At 44.4% G+C, this 17,172-nt stretch carries 13 protein-coding genes; 8 read left to right on the top strand and 5 right to left on the bottom strand.

Annotated elements, in window-relative coordinates; translation table 11 throughout:
- Window positions 1–128: 128 nt before the first annotated feature.
- A complete protein-coding gene (gene hisG / locus CIK88_RS06645; RefSeq protein ID WP_094390806.1) occupies window positions 129–980 on the bottom strand; it encodes an ATP phosphoribosyltransferase in 852 nt (283 codons plus the stop codon).
- Between the two features lie 99 nt (window positions 981–1,079).
- Between hisG and CIK88_RS06640 the strand changes: the two genes are divergently transcribed.
- The 3 genes from CIK88_RS06640 (at window position 1,080) to CIK88_RS06630 (ending at window position 5,886) form a co-directional block, all read left to right on the top strand.
- Window positions 1,080–2,204, top strand: coding sequence for a transglycosylase SLT domain-containing protein (locus CIK88_RS06640; protein ID WP_158214654.1), 1,125 nt, complete (start codon window positions 1,080–1,082; stop codon window positions 2,202–2,204).
- A 78-nt stretch (window positions 2,205–2,282) separates the two neighbouring features.
- Window positions 2,283–3,320, top strand: a complete 1,038-nt coding sequence (galE, locus tag CIK88_RS06635; RefSeq protein WP_094435342.1) for a UDP-glucose 4-epimerase GalE — start codon at window positions 2,283–2,285, stop codon at window positions 3,318–3,320.
- 139 nt (window positions 3,321–3,459) lie between these two features.
- Entirely contained in the window at window positions 3,460–5,886 is a 2,427-nt protein-coding gene (locus CIK88_RS06630; RefSeq protein WP_094435340.1) for an ATP-dependent helicase, read from the top strand.
- 93 nt (window positions 5,887–5,979) lie between these two features.
- Here the strand turns inward: CIK88_RS06630 and CIK88_RS06625 are convergent, their stop codons facing one another.
- Together CIK88_RS06625 and ligA are read right to left on the bottom strand one after the other, a co-directional pair.
- On the bottom strand, window positions 5,980–6,282 hold the full coding sequence (locus CIK88_RS06625) for a DUF4491 family protein (protein ID WP_094390802.1): 303 nt from the start codon (window positions 6,280–6,282) through the stop codon (window positions 5,980–5,982).
- 33 nt (window positions 6,283–6,315) lie between these two features.
- On the bottom strand, window positions 6,316–8,334 hold the full coding sequence (gene ligA / locus CIK88_RS06620; protein WP_254046861.1) for an NAD-dependent DNA ligase LigA: 2,019 nt from the start codon (window positions 8,332–8,334) through the stop codon (window positions 6,316–6,318).
- 164 nt (window positions 8,335–8,498) lie between these two features.
- On the opposite strand from ligA, the gene thrS reads away from it, so the two are divergent.
- Window positions 8,499–10,442, top strand: coding sequence for a threonine--tRNA ligase (gene thrS, locus CIK88_RS06615; RefSeq protein WP_094390801.1), 1,944 nt, complete (start codon window positions 8,499–8,501; stop codon window positions 10,440–10,442).
- Between the two features lie 284 nt (window positions 10,443–10,726).
- Entirely contained in the window at window positions 10,727–11,635 is a 909-nt protein-coding gene (locus tag CIK88_RS06610) for an alkaline phosphatase (protein WP_094435371.1), read from the top strand.
- A gap of 154 nt (window positions 11,636–11,789) precedes the next feature.
- Here CIK88_RS06610 and hisB read toward each other — a convergent pair whose 3' ends face one another.
- Complete coding sequence (hisB, locus tag CIK88_RS06605) at window positions 11,790–12,848, bottom strand: bifunctional histidinol-phosphatase/imidazoleglycerol-phosphate dehydratase HisB (RefSeq protein WP_094435338.1); 1,059 nt, start codon at window positions 12,846–12,848, stop codon at window positions 11,790–11,792.
- Window positions 12,849–13,043: 195 nt separating this feature from the next.
- The gene (locus tag CIK88_RS06600; RefSeq protein WP_144269589.1) at window positions 13,044–14,024 is read right to left on the bottom strand and encodes a hypothetical protein; all 981 of its coding nucleotides are present in this window, start codon (window positions 14,022–14,024) and stop codon (window positions 13,044–13,046) included.
- Window positions 14,025–14,145: 121 nt separating this feature from the next.
- Here CIK88_RS06600 and CIK88_RS06595 point away from each other — a divergent pair, with 121 nt between their 5' ends.
- From CIK88_RS06595 to CIK88_RS06585, 3 genes are read left to right on the top strand one after another with little or no spacing between them, the layout of a single operon-like run.
- A complete protein-coding gene (locus CIK88_RS06595) occupies window positions 14,146–15,132 on the top strand; it encodes a Gfo/Idh/MocA family protein (protein WP_094435334.1) in 987 nt (328 codons plus the stop codon).
- A gap of 7 nt (window positions 15,133–15,139) precedes the next feature.
- The gene (locus CIK88_RS06590) at window positions 15,140–16,312 is read left to right on the top strand and encodes a DUF4421 domain-containing protein (protein ID WP_094390797.1); all 1,173 of its coding nucleotides are present in this window, start codon (window positions 15,140–15,142) and stop codon (window positions 16,310–16,312) included.
- The gene (locus CIK88_RS06585; RefSeq protein ID WP_094390796.1) at window positions 16,312–17,157 is read left to right on the top strand and encodes an N-acetylmuramoyl-L-alanine amidase-like domain-containing protein; all 846 of its coding nucleotides are present in this window, start codon (window positions 16,312–16,314) and stop codon (window positions 17,155–17,157) included. Before CIK88_RS06590 ends, CIK88_RS06585 begins: the two co-directional genes overlap by 1 nt.
- The last annotated feature ends 15 nt before the right edge of the window (window positions 17,158–17,172 follow it).

The following is a 17,172-nucleotide window of genomic DNA, read 5'->3' as shown; positions in this document are numbered from 1 at the left end:
CTTAAATTCCTTCCGTTATGTTATTTCCTTTTTTAATAGCATAGAGTAGAGCAATGACCTTGCTCTACTCTTGTGGGGGTTAACCTGTAAGTGACAGGATAAGTGATAAAGAAGCGTTTGTCTTTCGCTTAAAGTATCATTTTTTCAATAGGAGTCACAAGAATGCCTTGTGCACCCATTTCTTTCAGTTTGCCGATAATCTCCCAGAAACGCTTTTGATCGAGTACGGTATGTACGGAGCACCAGTCGTCGTCGGCCAATGGAATGATAGTAGGACTCTTCAGTCCTGGCAATACGCTGATGATTTCCTGTAGTCTTGCCTTGGGGGCATTCATGCGCACGTACTTCTTGTCTTCTGCGTCTTTGACGGCCTTAAAGCGGAAGAGCATCTGTTCGAGTATTTCGCGCTTCTCCTGACTCATATTCTTGTTGCCGATGAGTAATGCCTCGCTCTGCATGACCACTTCCACCTCACTCAGGTTGTTGCTGACCAATGTGGATCCGCTGCTGACGATGTCGAAGATACCATCAGCCAAACCGATTCCCGGACTGATTTCTACGGAACCTGTGATGACGTGGATTTCGGCGTTGATGTTGTGCTGCTCCATGAAATGTTGCAGGATATTAGGATAGGATGTGGCAATTTTCTTGCCGTTGAACCATGCCAACCCCTGATAATTGATGTCTTTAGGAATGGCCAGTGAAAGTCTGCATTTGGAGAATCCCAAGCGTGAGATGATTTCAGCATCTTCGCCACGTTCTACAAATTCGTTTTCACCTACTACGCCAATGTCAGCAACACCACTTGCAACGCTCTGTGGAATATCGTCGTCGCGCAAGTAGAGCACTTCTAAGGGGAAATTCTGTGATTGTACCAATAGGGTGCGTCGTCCTGAACTGACTTTGATATCTGCTTCTGCGAGCAGATTCATCGTGTCGTCAAACAGACGACCTTTGGATTGTACTGCAATTCTCAACATATAAAAATCTATTTCTGATGATTTCCTTTGCAAAAGTACGCAATTCTGGTAATATTTCCAAAAAATTGATTACTTTTGCAACGAAATTTTAATAAATTGATGCGAAAGAGAATATATATACACGTTTTTGCTCTCTTGCTTTTGTGTGCTGCATGCAAGCACCAACAGGATGAACCTCAACTCACACCTTGGGGAGAGGAGCAAGATTCGTTGTCGGCAGATTTTGACTTGGAGCAGATTGTGGGTAATGGCGAAATGATTGTTTTGACCATGACGGGTCCAGAGACCTATTATGATTATCATGGTCATTATCTTGGAACTCAATACCTGCTGTGTCAACGCTTTGCGGAAAAGATTGGCGTGGGACTGCGCGTCGAGGTCTGTCGGGATTCGGCAGAGATGGTGCGCCGCATCAAGGATGGTGAAGCCGATGTGGCGCTGTTCGCAGGACGAGACGATCGGCTGGCGTGGCGGATAGGTCCCGATAAACCTCAATTGGAAAAAGAAATAAAAGCATGGTTTCGTCCTCAGCTGATTGCCGAGACACGTAAGGAAGAACAGTATCTGCTGTCGTCTCGTTCGGTTCGCCGACGCGTATTTGCGCCGATGCTCAATGCGAAAGGAGGCGTGATTTCTAAATATGATGCACAATTCCAGCAACATGCCCGTCGTATCAGATGGGACTGGCGACTTTTGGCAGCTCAATGTTATCAAGAGTCAACATTCGACTCGCAAGCTCGTTCATGGGCAGGTGCCTGTGGTCTGATGCAGATCATGCCGTCAACAGCAAACCATCTCGGACTGGCTCATTCCGATTTGTTTGATGCAGACAAGAATATTGCCGCTGCTGTGAAGTTTATTGAGGAACTGGACGGACATTTCCGAGATATTCCCAATCGGACAGAACGTATCAAATTTGTACTGGCAGCCTATAATGGCGGGTCGTATCATGTGAGAGACGCCATGGCACTCACCCGCAAGCACGGTCGTGACCCGCATCGCTGGAATGATGTGAGTCAGTATATCCTTGCTTTATCGCAACCGCAATATTATAATGACCCAGTGGTGAAGAACGGATATATGCGTGGAACAGAAACCGAAGACTATGTGCGTCGTATTATCAGCCGGTGGAATGGCTATCGTGGCATTAAGACAGCCGCCCACATGAATACCACAGGAGTACCCCAAAAAGCACATCATAAAAAAAAGAAATATAAGATATAGGTCATATTTCCGCAAATATATTTTTTTTATAAGAAAATAATGTGTAACTTTGCAAAGATTCTTTTAAAGCATAAGAAAATGAAGCAAACAATACTTGTAACAGGTGGAACAGGATTCATCGGTAGTCACACTACCGTAGAACTGCAGAATGCCGGATATAAAGTGGTGATAGTTGACAATCTGTCCAACTCCGATGCAAAGGTAGTGGACGGTATCGAGAAGATTACGGGAGTTCGTCCTGCATTCGAGCAAGTGGATTGCTGCGATTTTGCTGCGATGGACCGTGTGTTCTCAAAGTATCCCGATATTTCTGGAATTATCCATTTCGCTGCATCGAAGGCCGTGGGCGAGAGTGTTGAGAAGCCTTTGCTTTATTATCGTAACAATATTGTTAGTTTGGTGAATTTGCTGGAACTCATGCCTAAGCATGATGTGAAAGGCATTATTTTCTCGTCAAGCTGTACGGTTTATGGTCAGCCGGACCCAGAGAACCTTCCTGTTACAGAGGATGCTCCTATCAAACCGGCAGAGAGTCCTTATGGTAACACCAAGCAGATCAACGAGGAGATTATCCGCGACGATATTCACAGCGGAGCACCCATCAAGGCTATCCTGTTGCGTTACTTCAATCCGATTGGTTCGCACCCAACAGCCATTATCGGCGAACTGCCCAATGGCGTGCCTATGAACCTCATACCTTATGTAACCCAGACCGCTATGGGTATTCGTGAACAGCTCAAAGTGTTTGGTAACGATTATAATACTCCTGACGGAACATGCATCCGCGATTATATCTATGTGGTGGATTTGGCAAAGGCTCATGTGAAAGCCATGGAGCGTGTGCTTGATACCGACAGCGAAGCCCTTGAGGTATTCAATATTGGAACAGGACATGGCTGCTCTACCAAGGAAATCGTTGAAACTTTTGAAAAAGTTACAGGCGTTAAGCTCAACTGGACTTTCGCTCCTCGTCGTGAGGGAGATATCGAAAAGGTATGGGCTAATCCTGAGAAAGCCAACAAAGTATTGGGATGGAAAGCCGAAACTTCTCTGGAAGACACGCTCATGAGTGCGTGGCGCTGGCAGCAGAAGCTTCGTGAAGAAGGAATACAATAATTTTTAAATTATAGTTAAGACTAACCAGTCTTCAATAGTGGGACTGCGTTTTTATTTTGTGTTTGTGTTGTTATGAGCCCCCGATGAGAATCGAGGGCTCATTCTATCAAAACCCTATTGAAAAAAAAAACAAATGACAATGGAAGATATACTCGACAATCTTAACGACAGCCAGCGCACAGCAGTAGAATGGTGTGATGGTCCGCAATTGGTTATTGCAGGGGCAGGATCGGGCAAAACGCGTGTGCTGACCTATAAAATAGCATACCTTTTGAGAAAAGGACTGGCTCCGTGGAATATCCTTGCATTGACATTTACAAATAAAGCAGCTCGCGAGATGAAGGAACGTATTGCGAATCTGGTTGGTACAGACAGAGCTCGCGGTCTTCACATGGGTACCTTTCATTCCGTTTTCTCACACATCCTGCGAGTTGAAGCGGAAGCCATTGGTTATCAGTCGTCCTTTACGATATACGACCAAAGCGATTCCCGTTCGCTGGTGAAGAACATCATCAAGGAAATGGATCTTGACGATAAGATCTATAAACCCGCTTTCGTTGCCGATCGCATCTCCATGGCGAAAAACCATCTGGTGTTACCACAGACTTATGCTATGAGTGCATGGGCGAAAGATGATGCAATACGTCGTCAACAGTCAATTTCTGCAATATATAATAGGTATTGTGAGCGTTGCAGACAGTCCAATGCCATGGATTTTGATGATTTACTGGTGAACACCTTTATGCTTTTCGATGCTAATGAAGAGGTCTTGCAGAAGTATATCGACCGTTTTCAGTATGTACTCGTGGATGAGTATCAAGATACCAACTACGTCCAACAAGCTATTGTCTCGCAACTCACCAAACCCACAGGACGTATCTGTGTGGTTGGCGATGATGCCCAGAGTATCTATGGATTCCGTGGTGCTAATATCGACAATATTCTTAATTTCCAACAGGAATACCCCAATACACGCCTCTTCAAACTCGAACGAAATTACCGGTCAACCCAAAATATCGTTGATGCAGCAAACAGTCTGATCCGTCATAATCAACGGCAGATTCCAAAAACGGTTTATAGTAAGAATGACGAAGGTGAACACCTTGTACTTAAACCAGCCTATAGTGACAAGGAGGAGGCTATTATCGTATGTAATGATATCCGACGTATCAGAAAGACGGAAAACGGACGTTATTGCGATTTTGCAATACTCTATCGTACCAATTCGCAGAGTCGTGCCTTTGAGGAACAAATGCTGAAAGATAATATCCCATATCGCATCTATGGCGGACTGAGTTTCTATCAACGCAAAGAAATCAAGGATGTTACGGCTTATTATCGTGTCGTTGTCAACCCCGACGATGAGGAGGCTTTGCGTCGTATTATCAACTATCCGGCAAGAGGCATTGGCGATACGACTCTTCGCAAGATTATAGATGTTGCTAATCATGATGGCGTCAGTCTATGGTCTGTCATCTCACAACCGCATCTGCATCCCATTCCTGTTGGGAAATCAACTTTGACTCGCCTGGATGCCTTCTGTCAACTCATAGAAGGGTGGCGTGTTCGAATGGCTGCTGAAGATGCTTATGAGATAGGTCACGCCATTATCATGGAGAGTGGTATAAGTAAGGAAATCTATGCTTCGAAAAATCCAGATGATGTGGCACGTCAGGAAAACCTTGAAGAATTTCTTGGCAGTTTGAAGGATTTTGTAGAAAACCATCGTGAAGAGGGATTAGTCGAACAAATGTCGCTGGCAGACTATCTGCAGGATGTGGCGTTGTTGACAGACCTTGACAGCGAACAAGGTGATGAAGACGACCGCGTGGCGCTGATGACTGTACATAGTGCCAAGGGATTGGAATTTCCTACGGTATTTGTCGTGGGACTTGAAGAGAACATCTTTCCATCTCCCATGAGTGCCGGTTCTACACGTGAGTTGGAAGAGGAACGTCGTTTACTTTATGTGGCTATAACGAGAGCAGAGCGTCATTGTATATTGACATGTGCTCAGAACCGTTGGCGTTATGGTAAGTTGGAATATGACACTCCTTCGCGGTTTATAAAGGATATTGACACCCGTTTCCTTCGGGTGGAGTCAGGACGTCAGGATTATGGACGAGCTGAGAGCCTGTCTGGTTCAAGAACAAAATCTGTTTATGGGAATTCCTTCTCAGGACAGTCTTCACGAAGCGGTTCTTCATGGCAACAGAATCCTCATCCGGTGGCCTCACAATTTAAGGCAGACCCCAAACCCCGTATTGTGGCTCCTCGTCAACCGGAGTCAAGTGTTGATCCGTTGTCTCCCTCCTTCCGTCAGCAACTTCAGAATGCGGGTGGTAATCGTTTCAAACCCGTGAACAGGGTCGTTTCTTCTACTTCAGCATCATCTGCAACAACGGCATTAAAAGAAGGTAACGTTATCGAGCATCAACGTTTCGGAGTGGGAACTGTTCTACGTATTGACGGTAGTGGAGAAAATGCCAAAGCTACAGTAGAATTCCGCAACACAGGTACCAAGCAACTCTTACTGAAATTTGCCAAGTTTAAGATTGTTCAATAGACGATAAGACGATAAAGCAATCCCGAATCCATCCCGAAGGCGTCTCGACCAATGGTCACGGCGCCTCGAATCGAGAGCAGATGCAAAGTTCACTTAACGTTTCTTGTATTCGTCTTTTCGTTTGGGGTTCATGGGGAACCAACCTTTTTCGACTCGTCCTTTTTGTTCGAAAATCTCAAGAATACTCCAGAGGCACGAGCATCCCACAACGCCTAATATGGGGCTGATGATATTGTCAGCAACAATTAGACTGGCGGCGATAAAGACGATGCCGGCAAGGGCAAAGGCCCACCAGCATCGTGTGCCGAAATAGTATTCACACTTGATGACGATAGGGTGGAATATGCCGATAACCAGAAAGGTGATGACGGCTATTATCAATCCTGAAAAATTCATAGTTGTTTATTGATTTAAATTATAAAAAGTCGGTTATTCTCCGTAGTCGGCAACGAATTGGTCTTCCGAGATAATAGGAATATTCAGTTGTTGTGCTTTACGGTTTTTGCCCGATGTTGATTGAACGTCATTATTGATGAGGAAACTTGTACTACCGCTGACTGCCGATGCCACATGACCGCCCTGGCTCTCGATGTACGCCTTGAGGGCATTACGGTTCTTGTAATGGTGCACATCGCCAGTAATCACAAAGGTTAGACCTTCACAACGGCTTCCTGTAGGCTGGGAAGAAGCTTGGCTGACCGTAATTTGCTGCATGAGTCGCTGATAGTGAGACAGATTGTCTGTGTTTCTGAACCATCGAACAAAAGAAGCTGACTTCTCAGGACCTATACCTGCCACATGGGCAAACACTTCTTGTGGCTCGCGTTGTGTGGCAAAGAGATCTCCCTCGTCTTTTGTCGCTTCGTTAACAAGTGTCTCCAAAGGGTAGGCAGCAAGTAGTCGCTTGCAAACATCTGCTCCGCAGAGTGGAATGGTAAGAGCATAGAGCAGACGGTGGGCCTCGGTCTGGCGTGCTTTTTCTATACTTTGCTTAATATTTGATGCCGACCGCTGTCCAAAACCATCCATCTGCGCTATTTCGCGGATATGGTCGCCAAGGGTGAAAATATCGGCAAACTCACTAATCCATCCTTTATTGATAAATTTTGCGATGGTTTGCTCTGAAATTCCATCGATGTTCATACCCTCCTTGGATACAAAACGGGCAAAGATGCGAAGTTGCTTGGCGGGACAATGACCGTTGGTACAATGAAGCGTTCGAGTACCGCTCGTCTCGCTGATACGCACTTCCGTTGCTGCGTGACAGACTGGACATTGTGCAGGAATATGCAACTCGCCCACAGTCTGACAGACTTTAATGACCTTGGGGATGATTTTATTGGCTTTGATGACCTCTATGCGTGTGCCGGCACCACCAATGCCCAGTCGTTCACACTCACTAATATTGCAGAGTGATGCACGCTGCACGGTCGTGCCTTCAAGGTTGACTGGTTGGAAAATAGCCACAGGGGATATGGTATTGGCAGCACACGACCACTCAATCTCTTTGAGTTCTGTTTCTGCAGCCTCGTCTTGCCATTTGAAGGCCAGACCAGCGCGTGTGGCATGATGGCCTGTGACAGAACCTGTTTGTGCATAGTCGGTATCATCGTAACATACGACGAGTCCGTCAACGGGGAAAGGACAGGTCCGGTTGGTGACACGCAGGGTGAACGCGTCGATCACTTCCTGTATATTCTTTGTGTTTGGCTGTTGCACAGCAGTTCGCTCCACCGTATTGAATCCCATACTGTCAAGCCAGTTCATGCGTTCGCCCCACGACACGATTTCGTGTTCACAATAGACTAATGTAAATGGAATCCATTGTACATGACGTCGGCGTACTTCATCCGTATCTTTCAATGTTAGGGTTCCCGATGCTAAATTGCGAGGATTGGCGAACCCTTCGCCTCTTTCCATTTCAAACTGTTCGAAATCGGCATAACTGATAACCGCTTCTCCACGTATTACCGTGTGTCCCAACTCTTTAATTTGTTGCGGAATACCGCTGATGGCTTGAGCCAAATGGGTGATATTGGTACCGATGTGACCATTTCCGCGTGTCACCACCTTCGACAGACGTCCTCCATCGTAAGTCACCACAAGTGTCAGTCCGTCAAGTTTCCACGATATCCATATAGGGAGCCCTTCTGCCCATTTCTCAAGATCTGTGGTGAGCTTGGTCTTTGCCAATGAAAGTGCAGCAAATTCATGTTCCTCTTTCTTTCCCGCCATATCGTCATGCGATACGTTATGGGTAGGCGATTCGGGTAACACGGTGGCGGTCTGCTGTTCTAATTGGCGGAGCTCATCGAAACGAGCATCCCACTCAAAGTCTGTCATCAGTTCGCCTTGTCCGTTGTAATAGGCTTCTGATGCACGGTTGAGTTGCTCAACCAGTTCTTTCATGCGTTGGAGCTGTTGTGGGGCTATTGTTGTATTGTCCATAATCTACACTGGAATAAGATAAATAGACTGCAAATTTAAGAAAAAAAAACGAGAATACGGGGAATGTCGCACCAATAATTGGAAGTTCACGAAGGAATATTTGGTCGTTTGCCGAAAACTTTGTAATTTCGCACTCGATTTAAACTTAAACATATATTGTAGATATGATCAACATTACTTTCCCAGACGGTTCTGTTCGCTCGTATGAGCAGGGCGTTACTGGACTTCAGATTGCCGAAAGCATCTCGCCAGCTTTGGCACGCAGCGTATTGGCTTGCGGAGTGAATGGCGAAACAGTGGAACTGAACCGCCCCATTATGGAAGATGCTCAGGTTGAGCTTTATAAATGGGACGATGAGCAAGGTAAACACACATTTTGGCACACTTCTGCACACTTGTTGGCGGAGGCTTTGCAGGAGTTGTATCCTGGCATCCAATTTGGTTTCGGACCTGCTGTCGAGAACGGTTTCTTCTATGATGTGCTGCTGAAAGACGGCGAAAGCATCAAAGAGAGTGATTTCCCAAAGATTGAAGCTAAAATGAAGGAACTGGCTTCGAAGAAAGAGCCCGTGGTTCGCAAAGAGGTGGCCAAGGCTGATGCCCTCAAGGAGTTTGCAGCAGCAGGACAGACCTATAAGTGTGAACACATTGAGCAAGATCTTGAAGACGGTACCATCACAACTTATACACAGGGAGCATTTACCGACCTTTGTCGTGGTCCGCACCTCATGAACACAGGAGAAATCAAGGCTATCAAGCTCACCAATGTTGCTGGAGCTTTCTGGCGTGGCGATGCTACACGTCACCAGATGCAACGTCTCTACGGTGTATCATTCCCCAAGAAGAAGATGCTTGACGAATACCTCGTTATGCTGGAAGAAGCCAAGAAGCGCGATCATCGTAAGATCGGCAAGGAAATGGAACTCTTCATGTTCTCAGAGAATGTTGGTAAGGGACTTCCTATCTGGCTTCCCAAGGGTACAGAACTTCGTTTGCTCTTGCAGGAACACTTGCGTAAAGTACAAAAGCGCTTTGGATATAAGGAAGTTATTACTCCGCATATTGGTTCTAAAAACCTCTACGTTACCTCAGGGCACTATGCACATTATGGCAAGGATTCATTCCAACCCATCCATACTCCAGAGGAGGATGAGGAATACATGTTGAAACCTATGAACTGTCCGCATCACTGCGAGATTTTTGCATGGAAACCTCGTTCATATCGCGATCTGCCTTTGCGCATTGCTGAATTCGGAACAGTTTATCGTTACGAACAGAGCGGTGAGCTTCATGGACTGACTCGTGTGCGTTCGTTCACGCAAGATGATGCTCATATCTTCTGTCGTCCTGATCAGGTAAAACAAGAGTTCCTCAACGTAATGGACATTATCGGAATCGTGCTGAAGGCTTTCGGCTTCAATTTTGAAGCACAGATTTCTCTTCGTGACCCTAACGACCATGAGAAGTATGTGGGAACCGATGAGGACTGGGCATTGGCAGAGAAAGCCATTGTTGAAGCATGTGAGGAGAAAGGTCTCCATGCCAAGGTAGAATATGGCGAGGCTGCTTTCTATGGTCCTAAACTTGACTTCATGATTAAGGATGCCATTGGTCGTCGTTGGCAGTTGGGTACCATTCAGGTGGACTACAACCTGCCTAAGCGTTTCAAGTTGGAATATACCGACGAGGACAACCAGAAGAAGACTCCTGTCATGGTACACCGTGCACCATTCGGTTCACTCGAACGTTTCACCGCCGTACTTATTGAGCATACAAGTGGACATTTCCCTCTTTGGCTCACACCTGATCAGGTGGCTATTTTGCCTCTGTCAGAGAAATATAACGACTATGCCAAGGAAGTTGCTAAGATGATGCAAGATGGTGGTGTACGTCCTACCATTGACCTGCGCAACGAAAAGCTCGGTAGAAAGATTCGCGACAACGAATTGAAGCGTATCCCATACATGGTGATTGTAGGCGAAAAGGAACAAGCAGATCGCACAGTTGCAGTACGCCCACAAGGTGGTGGCGAGCAGAAGGTGATGACCATCGAAGACTTCATTGCTCACATTAATGCCGAAGTGGATGAGATGACCAAGGACTTCTAAGATAGAATACACTGATTATTCATAAGATAGGCTGCCAACCTTTCCGTAATTGGATGAGGTTGGCAGTTTTTCTTTATGTGTGATTTTTTATCTCTAATCGTTATACTTCTCTTTGACGTTGAGCCTATTTCAGTATGTCCATTGTATGCTTTGGCTATTTATACATCGGTATTTTTTATCTTTGCCTTTTTTTCTTTTGCTTTTATGCCGAGAATATTTTCATGAACCAATTATATTCTGTAACTTTGCATTTGAAAGTACTAATGTATAACAAAAATAATAACATGAAACAATTATTCTTCATTCTTGCGCTCCTACTGGCAACCGGTGGTAGCGTAATGGCAAAATCAGTTAAAAAACAACACGTAATTCTTATCGGACTTGATGGGTGGGGAGCCTATAGTGTACCTAAGGCACACGACATCCCTAATATCAAGAATATGATGGAACACGGTGCATACACACTAAAGAAAAGAAGTGTGTTGGAGTCAAGCTCTGCCATCAATTGGGCATCTATGTTTAATGGTGCATGTACAGAACAACACGGCTACACCGAATGGGGATCTCGCACTCCAGAAATTCCATCGGCAATAGTAAATAGTCGTGGAATCTTCCCTACTATATATTCTATTTTGTACGAGCAACATCCTGAGGCGGAAACAGCTTGCATGATGGAGTGGGATGGTATTAAATATTTAGTGGATAGTTTGGCAATAAGTAGGGTGGAGGTAGTGGCTGATTACTTAAATAACCTTGACAAACTGACTGAACTTGCAGAAGATTATATCAAGGAAAAGCGTCCCAATTTTGCAGCATTCTGTTATGACGGTATTGACCATGCTGGTCATGAGTCTGGTCATGACACACCAGCCTATTACGATGCAATTGCAAGAGCCGACCGCTATGTGGGTCGTATCATTCAAGCCACAAAAGATGCAGGTATCTTTGAAAATACCATATTTATTATAACCTCCGATCATGGCGGTAAGGAGAAAGGTCATGGCGGTAAGACATTATTAGAAATGGAAACCCCATTTATTATCTATGGAAAAGGTATTAAGGAGGGATATCAAATTACAGATGTGATGATGCAGTTTGACGTGGCTGCCACTATTGCTGAAATTTTCCATCTAAAACGTCCCCAGGCATGGCGTGGACAACCCATTACCAGTGTCTTTAAAGGTCGCAGATAATCTTCTTGATGAAGCGACTCTATTAAACGGAAAAAATAATTCATTATAAAAACATAGGTTGCTAAGTATCCTCTTTCATGATAAGTTAGCAACCTATGTTTTTTATACGAGTTAGCCATATAGCTTTCACCAAGCGTGCCAACTAAAGAGAGCCTTAAAGCATTCCTTTGGTGCTGGGTAGTTGGTAATGGAAGATATCGCGTTTGACGGCCATGCGCAAAGCACGTGCAAGGGCCTTGAAGATGCCTTCAATTTTATGGTGCTCGTTTTGACCTTCAGCACGGATGTTGAGGTTCATGGCAGCCGCATCACTCAGACTCTTGAAGAAATGCAGAAACATCTCTGTTGGCATTTCGCCAATGCGTTCACGATGAAATTCTGCATCCCATACCAACCATGGGCGTCCACCGAAATCTAAACATACTGAGCATTGACAATCGTCCATGGGCAATGCGTAACCATAACGCTCAATGCCTCGTTTGGATCCTAAAGCCTGATGCAGGCAAGCGCCCAGCGCCAAAGCGGTGTCCTCTATGGTGTGGTGCTCATCGACGTGAAGGTCGCCTTTGGTGTGGATGGTCAAGTCCATCATACCGTGTTTGCCAATCTGTTCAAGCATGTGGTCGAAGAACCCTAATCCAGTATGTATGTCACATTGCCCCGTACCATCAATATTCAAACGAACGTAAATATCAGTTTCTTTGGTGGTGCGTCGAACCTCGGCAGTACGGTCACCAGCAAAGATGCGTTCTGTAACCTCATTCCAGTTGCCGATTTGAGCAAATTGGCAACCAATATTTTCTGCAAATTGTCTATCAGTATCTCGGTCGCCAATCACATAGCTGTGAGCCATGTCGTAGTCGGGGTTGTTCATGTATTTCTCCACCAGACCAGTAGCGGGTTTACGCGTGGGCGCATTGTCGTTTGGAAAATGGCGGTCGATGAGTATATCATCAAATTCAACACCTTCGCCCTTCAGCGTTTGAAGTATGAAATTATGAACAGGCCAAAATGTTTCTTCAGGAAATGAATCGGTTCCTAATCCGTCCTGATTGCTCACCATGACAAGCTCATAGTCGGTGTGTTGCCTGAGAAAAGCAAGGTTGCCGATGGCGCCCTCTACGAATTGCAGTTTCTCAAAAGCATCAATTTGTTCGTCCTCGGGTTCTTTGATTATGGTTCCGTCCCGGTCTATGAAGAGTATTCTTTTCATGTTAATTTATGGGGTTTGTGAAAATATATCAAGTGTATGATTTTTATTGTATTCTGATGTTCCATTCATGACGTCTTTTCTCGCCATGGCAGATTTAAAGCGAGCTTTACTTCTGCTCATTTGGCTTGCCGAAAACGTTGGATTTCATCCTTCGTTTTCTCGCCATGGCAGATTTAAAGCGAGCTTTACTTCTGCTCATTTGGCTTGCCGAAAACGCTCTTGTTCACGAGAAACGATGGCGCCATAAGCATAATAACTGTGGAATAGAGCCGGAAGAGTGGCGAAAAACTGGAAAAATCCACAGATGGTAAATGTCACAAAGGTAAGCATTGGCATATAGGCAGGCATGGACAATGGGTCACCATAAAGTTGGCCTGTCTGTGCCGAGAGGTTGGCCATAAACAGGATTTTGGCAGGAAGGCAGATGATGAGATCAACGATGATGGCCCATAGAACATCTATGATTACGATAGCGAAAAGACCACCCCAAAAACGGAGTCCCCCTTTGTAGTTGGCACGCAAGGTCTGTAGGAAAGGAGTGCGTTCACTAAATATATAATGTATCAGGGTAGGAACAATGGGTAGTCCGAAGGCAATAATCAAGAGGGAAAGAATAACTACTGCCACACACACGGTAGTAGAATGAGTAGCGAAAGATTGAGGTGAGGCTATGGAATATGCGATGGTACCGCCTGCCAATAATGCAATGGGTATTATCGTTAGTAAGGAAGTGAAAATACCGCCTTTAACGGTTCGCCACGCTAATAGAAAATTGGGATTCCACCAACTTGTAGGCAACACTAATGTATGGTTTTCTTTGTGCTCTTTAAGACGTGTCAACACACACCCTATGGTAACTGCGAGTAATAGCATACATACAATCACAAAGACCACGAGAAGTCCACCAGTGATAAAATAACTCTTCTGTGAGTCAATAAGTGCAGTACTGTCTGCACCGTGTTGTGTTAAAGTTATCAGTTTCATAACGACCTTGGGCATTTGTACCGCAGCAACCAATCCTGTAAGACCGACCAAAAGTGAGTAGGCTAATGCCATCAGCCATGAAGACTTAAATACAGTGCGAAAATGTGCTGTATAGAAACGGAATCCAGAAGAAACAACTGCTCTGTAGCTGCGCGGTTTCATCAGCTCGTCGATTTGCTCTTTACTATTCATTTAATCTTTAATTTTAGAAATCGAAGCCAAAGGTAGTCAATTATATTTAAAAAATAGGTGAAGACTGCAAAGAATTAAGAGATTTTTTCTAACTTTGCATGAAATTAAAGAAACTATACGCATGTTAGAGACCGTAAAATGGGGATTTATCGGTTGCGGAGAAGTAACTGAGAAAAAAAGTGGACCTGCCTTTTCTGAGGTTGAGGGTTCTACTGTAGTGGCTGTTATGAGTCGTACCGAAAAACGTGCACGAAGCTATGCTGTTTGCCATGGAATACCCAAATGGTACACAGATGCTCAAGAGCTCATAGATGACCCTGATGTCAATGCCGTCTATGTTGCCACGCCTCCGTCGAGTCATGCTACTTATGCCATTATGGCCATGCGTGCAGGAAAACCCGTTTATGTGGAGAAGCCATTGGCTGCCTCATATGACGATTGTGCGCGAATCAATCGAGTAAGTGAAGAAACAGGAGTGCCCTGTTTTGTAGCATATTATCGTCGTTATCTGCCTTATTTCCTTAAGGTGAAGGAAATTGTGGATAGTGGTCGTATTGGTCGTCTTGTCAATGTGCAGGTGCGTTTTGCTGTGCCTCCACGAGCACTTGACTATGACCGACCAGATAAAATGCCGTGGCGCTTGCAGCCCGATGTGGCAGGAGGTGGCTATTTCTACGATTTGGCTCCTCATCAGTTGGATTTGTTGCAATATATGTTTGGCACCATTATTGAGGCTCGTGGAATTAAGGCTAACAGAGGTGGTCTCTATGAGGTTGAAGATTCCGTTAGTGCCTGCTTCGAATTTGAAAACGGAGTACCAGGAAGTGGCTCCTGGTGTTTTGTAGCTCATGAGTCAGCACAGGAAGATCGTATCGAACTGATTGGTGATCAAGGATCGGTGAGTTTCTCAGTATTTGACTATCAGCCAATTCGTCTGCATACCAGCGAAGGCGAGGAAAACATTACCGTACCTAATCCCCCATACGTACAGTATCCCATTATTAAGAATGTGATAGAACATTTGAGAGGTATTGGCGTTTGTGAGTGTACAAGTATATCGGCAACTCCAGTTAATTGGGTGCTCGATCGTATTCTTGGTAAGTTCTAAAAAAAAGATGATGACGGTGGAATACTTAAGAATGGTATTGATTGTTCTTGTGTTGGCATTGGCTACGACGATGAAAGGCCATGCTACTCAAGTTCTGCCGTCTGTTAACTATCCTGTAAAAGCGGAAACTGATACACAAAAAGTACCAACGGAAGTTTCTGTACCTCCCAAGCGCAAATTGAGTTGGTTGCGGCGTACTATACGCGGATTCAGTTATATTGATACAAATTATGTAGAACCGCAACATTATAACTGGGCAGTTATGCTACAAGCTACCCAAAGTTACGACATCTATCAATTACGTACGTCAGAGAAGAATGGGCAGTCTTTGACATTTTCTCCGAATCCGACCGTAAAAATCGGACCGTATTTTGGATGGAGGTGGGTATTTCTTGGTTATACTTTCGATGTAAAGCACTTTGGATTCAACCAAGAAAAAGCCAAACAAGGTTGGGATTTTAGTATCTATGCTGCTCAGGTCGGTCTTGACATTTTTTATCGTAAGACAGGAAGCGATTACAAAATAAGTAGGGTGAGACTATCTGACAAAAGCTCTGAGCAGCTGTTGAAAGGCCACTCATTTGATGGACTCAAGGTTGGAACTACAGGTTTCAATCTCTATTATATTTTCAACCACCAACGTTTCTCTTATCCTGCTGCTTTTGCACAAAGTACATGTCAGAAAATCAGTTGTGGTTCATGGATGGCTGGTATAGGATATTCGCACAATAGTCTTTCGTTTGACCATGAACGGTTACAAGATCTTATAGATAAAAACGAAGGAATGCATGGTGAACAACTCGATAGTGCACTAATGTTCAATAAAGTGAAATACTACAACTATAATGCTTCCGTGGGCTATGCTTATAATTGGGTTTTTGCACCTAATTTTCTGTTCTGCGCCAGTACATCGTTGGCTCTTGCCTATAAAAAAACGAAGGGAGAAATGAAAGAACCTGCAGCACATGGATTTGATATAAACAATGTTAATATTGATGGAATAGGACGATTCGGGCTTGTCTTCAATAATACCCGTTTTTTTGCAGGACTGAGTGCTATCGTCTATTGGAACAACTATAAGAAATCTCGTTTTTCCGCAAGTAATATATATGGTACAGTAAATGCCTATGTAGGTTATAATTTCGGTAAACGTGGAAGATATAAAAACAGAAAACAGTGATGAAAAAATATATTCTGATGCTCATTATGGGCATTTCGCTGCAAATTCACGCACAACGTTGTGTTTATCAAAAGGTGGATAGTGTAAAAATTGTGACTATGCTGCAAAAGGCGGTTGATAATCATAAGAACAAGACGCCGCTATTCTTTGCCCATCAATTGATAGGACGGCCTTATGTGGCTCATACACTTGAAGGTCAACCGACAGAACGACTTGTGGTTAATACCCGACAGCTTGACTGTACCACCCTTGTGGAAACGGTGACCGCACTTACCATCTGTGCAAAAAACAAGCAAACCTCGTTCGATGCTTATTGTAGCATGTTGGAAAAATTACGTTACCATCATCACAAAATCAATGGATATACGTCCAGATTGCATTATTTTACAGACTGGATACTGTCTAATGGAAAAGCCGGATGGGTTAAGGAAATTCAAAGCAACAATACCCCATTTACTGCGGTACAAAACGTCCGTGTAGGCTATATGAGTGCTCATCCGCTATCCTATGTGGCCTTGAAGAACAATCCTAAGGATGTCAAAGTGATAGCTGCACAAGAACGGAAACTTACAGGACAGACATTCAGTTATATTCCCAATAAACAGATTACAAATAGCAAGATTCTTCGACAGACGATACATGATGGCGATATTTTAGCTATTGTAACCAATAAGAAAGGGCTCGATATTTCACATGTCGGATTTGCAGAATGGAAGAGTGATGGATTGCATTTACTCAATGCGTCTATGATACATAAAAAAGTGGTGCTCGAACCTATGACACTTGCTCAGTATATGAAGAAGCATCCATCATTTCTTGGAATTCGCGTTATTAGAATAAAATAGTATAAAACAAATTTA

The sequence above is a fragment of the Prevotella sp. P5-50 genome (assembly GCF_002251295.1).
GTDB lineage: Bacteria > Bacteroidota > Bacteroidia > Bacteroidales > Bacteroidaceae > Prevotella.
This window is presented reverse-complemented; position numbering and strand designations above follow the sequence as displayed.

Coding starts and splice junctions, on each gene's coding strand:
- CIK88_RS06625 (WP_094390802.1), bottom strand. CDS start 6,282: ATGAATTTTTCAGGATTGATAATAGCCGTCATCACCTTTCTGGTTATC.
- CIK88_RS06595 (WP_094435334.1), top strand. CDS start 14,146: ATGTTAGAGACCGTAAAATGGGGATTTATCGGTTGCGGAGAAGTAACT.
- CIK88_RS06610 (WP_094435371.1), top strand. CDS start 10,727: ATGAAACAATTATTCTTCATTCTTGCGCTCCTACTGGCAACCGGTGGT.
- hisG (WP_094390806.1), bottom strand. CDS start 980: ATGTTGAGAATTGCAGTACAATCCAAAGGTCGTCTGTTTGACGACACG.
- CIK88_RS06585 (WP_094390796.1), top strand. CDS start 16,312: ATGAAAAAATATATTCTGATGCTCATTATGGGCATTTCGCTGCAAATT.
- hisB (WP_094435338.1), bottom strand. CDS start 12,848: ATGAAAAGAATACTCTTCATAGACCGGGACGGAACCATAATCAAAGAA.
- CIK88_RS06600 (WP_144269589.1), bottom strand. CDS start 14,024: ATGAATAGTAAAGAGCAAATCGACGAGCTGATGAAACCGCGCAGCTAC.
- CIK88_RS06640 (WP_158214654.1), top strand. CDS start 1,080: ATGCGAAAGAGAATATATATACACGTTTTTGCTCTCTTGCTTTTGTGT.
- CIK88_RS06590 (WP_094390797.1), top strand. CDS start 15,140: ATGATGACGGTGGAATACTTAAGAATGGTATTGATTGTTCTTGTGTTG.
- galE (WP_094435342.1), top strand. CDS start 2,283: ATGAAGCAAACAATACTTGTAACAGGTGGAACAGGATTCATCGGTAGT.
- thrS (WP_094390801.1), top strand. CDS start 8,499: ATGATCAACATTACTTTCCCAGACGGTTCTGTTCGCTCGTATGAGCAG.
- ligA (WP_254046861.1), bottom strand. CDS start 8,334: ATGGACAATACAACAATAGCCCCACAACAGCTCCAACGCATGAAAGAA.
- CIK88_RS06630 (WP_094435340.1), top strand. CDS start 3,460: ATGGAAGATATACTCGACAATCTTAACGACAGCCAGCGCACAGCAGTA.